1 protein-coding gene is annotated in these 3334 nt (G+C 45.0%); it reads right to left on the bottom strand.

The window, feature by feature from the left end:
- The coding region (locus BMX56_RS29745; protein ID WP_143065570.1) for an MBG domain-containing protein at positions 1-3236 on the bottom strand (3236 nt) is incomplete at its 3' end.
- Positions 3237-3334: the final 98 nt, after the last annotated feature.

Below are 3334 nucleotides of genomic sequence, written 5' to 3'. Positions count from 1 at the left end.
CCTGCTATGGCGTTTTGCGGTGTAAAAGATGTGATAACCGGTGCCGGTGGCGGGGTTATGGTTAACGTACCGGCAACGTAGGTAACCGTATAATTTGGAATTACCGCGCCGCTTGCCACAATAGGGTAGGTGCCCGGCAATGATGTGGCTGTGGCGGTGGTGCTTAAAACCGGGAACGTATTATTGATTGACAGGCTATCTTCAATGCGGTAAAAACCTTTATAACTTGCTGTTAACGGCAGATTCGCGGTATTATATGCCCTTGTTTGATCGTTGGCGATTATGGTTAACTGGGCCGGCATTACGGTTAAGATTTGGGTAACCGGCTGCGCCGGTAAATAGGTGGTGTTGCCGGGCTGGGTAGCGGTTATAATAACACGCCCCGCAGCCTGCACCGAAAAATAAGTTGTAAAAATGTTAACTATGGAATTGCTACTGGCCGAATACCTTATAGGTAAAGCTGCCGTTGAAATTGCCGGGTTGTAACGATTAGGATCGGTACCATAAACTACGGTGGCTTCCGGCTTCATGATAATGGTTTGGGGTAAACCAAACTGGGTGTAATTAATGGATGCAGCCCCAAAACGCGAGGTAACCACCACACTTCCAGCCGGGGCGGCCGAGTCGACAATAGCGGTTATGGTTGTGGGCGAAACTACCGTGAACGATTTGGCGTTTACCCCACCAAAAGTTACCGAGGTTACGCCGGTAAATTTTGTTCCTGTTATGGTCACCGTGTCTCCCTTGGCTAAGTAAAGAGATGAGACCTTGGTAATGTCGGGCCTGTTAATTCCGCAATCGCTCGCAGTAATCGTTTTCAGATCGGAGGTCATAATGCCAAAGGGTGTTTCCTCGCTTATGTAATAAGTATAGGTAGAGTCGGCTTCAGCACTATGGTCGGTATAAATTTCACTTGTATCAGTTATGGTTGTTAACAAAACGCTATCACGGTAAATGCGGTATGCTGTGGCATTGTTTTTATGTTGCCAATAAACCATCACATTGCTTCTTACCGGGTTAACATCGCAAAAGCCAGTTACCAACCTCAAAAAAGGCTTAATACATTCCACTGCAACCACCGATTGTGGCGGCGAGATTTTTAAACCGACTGGCGTATTTGCCCTTACCTGGTAAACATACGTTCTGCCGGTTATGATCCGTGTATTGCTATCAATAAAAGTAACGCCCCGGGCAGGAGTTTGCGTGGCAATCAATGTGGTATCCCTAAAAATATCATAAGATGTCGCATCGCTTGCTGCAGTCCAGGTAAGTTGCACCTGGCTTGTTTGGTGATTGCAGATGGCCTGGGCGGTAATCCCTAATTGAATCCCGGTATCATATAAAAAACCCGGAAGACTGGATGTGCCTACCGCTGTTGTTACGGTAGTATTTCCCGATGCCCCGGCCCCTACCGTTGCCTTTAAGGTATCTTGTGATACATAAGTAACCGAAGCAGCCGCAACACCGCCAAAACTTACGGTGCTGGTGTTTGTGAAACCATTACCACTTATGGTTACCACATCGCCGGTTTTATTGATAAGCGGGCTTATATTTTGTACAACGGGCGGCACCGGCGCACAGGTTGGCGTGGTAAACTGTACAGTATTTGAAGTAACGCTTCCGACGGAATTTTTTGCTACAATGTAGTAGCTATACAAGGTATTGGGTAGCACCGTTTTATCTTGATAAGCCAGCCCCAAAACGTAGTTAGCTTTTATTAATACACCTTGCCGGTAAATATCATAAGACGCCGCATACGGCCTACCCCCGTCTGTCCAGAGAAGTGAACTAAATAATTCCGATCCATTACAACCGCCACTGGCAACTAATTTGAACGGCCCGGGCGGCCCACCTACCGAACAATATGACGTTTTAACCTGCACCGTATTTGAATTTGTAGCGGTGCCAAAATCGCCCCCCTTTGCCACTACATAGTAACTGTATGATGTGGTATCGGCTATGTTACTATTATCAATTAATTGGTTACCTACATAGTTGGCTTTATACAATGCCCCATCTTTATAAATATCATAATTCACAACGTTGGCCGGTGCATTCCAGTTAAGCAGCACCTGCGACGCAATACCGCTGCATTGGGGTGTAGCCGTAAGCATTACAGGGCCCGGATTGCCGCTACCGCAGGTAATAGCCGTAACCGTATCTGTACTTGAATAAATATAACCCGAGCTATTTTCTGCCTTTACAATTATATTATAAAACGTACCGGGGGTAATAACCTCCTCGTTGTAAGTATTAACTGGTTTGGTAATACCAGAAATATGCCCGCGGCTTACACCGTTAACAAAAATTGAATAAGTGGTAGTAGGGTTTTCTACCGTAAATGCAATTTGGATATAGCTTTTATAGACGCTGTGTGCCATTGTGTTAACGCAAAATGGTGTAACCGTTAACACCGGCTTTACAGGCAAAGGCACGGTACAACTGGCTGCATTAGCGGTTTGAACAGCGAGGCCGCTAAAGCCCGAACCGCCTATTGGCTTTACCTCATAAGTGTAAGTGGAATTGGCCACAACGGTGCTATCGAGGTATGATACGGCAGCGGCGCTTGCACTGGCAATATGGATGTTATCGCGCAGGATATCATAGGATGTTGCATTTTTTGCCGCCGGCCATTTTATTAATACCCTGCTTGAAAGGCCAAAACATTGAGGCGTGGTTGTAATTACCGGCGCGGCACCAATGGTTACCGGGTTAAAAATTGGCGGCGTTGCGCCTGATGGATCGCTGAGTACCACGTACCATGTGGTGCCGTTTTTTACATAAGTACCAACCGCGGTGGCCAATTGTTGTGAAAAGTTTACCTGTCCGCCATCGGCCACATTCGGTAAGGTAAGCTGTCCGAGGTAAAAATCGCCATCGGCTGCTACTTTGGTCAGTATTTGGTCTGATGAAATATATACATCGACAGTATTTGTAGTTACCGCTGAATGACCTGTTATCGTCATAGACACCGTAATGTTATTCCCTGCCCTTAGTGGATTGGGGGATATTTGGATATTGCTATAAGTATTACTTATTGCCCTTACCTTGCTTAGGTTTAAACCACCTAAATGGTTATACGAGGCCGATTTTATTTTTGTGGGGGATGTTGTTTTGTTTAATACGTTATTTGTTTTTCTATTCAATAACAACCCGTTTACCGGCATCGCCAAAGCATTTATAGCCGATAATAAAAGGATAATAAGCAGGGTTTTGGTGGTAAGGTTTTTGATCATCCTGGGAAGTGATAAGTGTTGGGTTAAAATTAATGATTAATAATTAAAAAAAAAGATTATTAAGTTTTAGATAGCTGAAAATGTGATGGTTTCATTTA

This window comes from Mucilaginibacter sp. OK283, assembly GCF_900110415.1.
GTDB lineage: Bacteria > Bacteroidota > Bacteroidia > Sphingobacteriales > Sphingobacteriaceae > Mucilaginibacter.
Note: the sequence above shows the minus strand (reverse complement) of the source record. Positions and strands in the feature narration are given on the sequence as shown.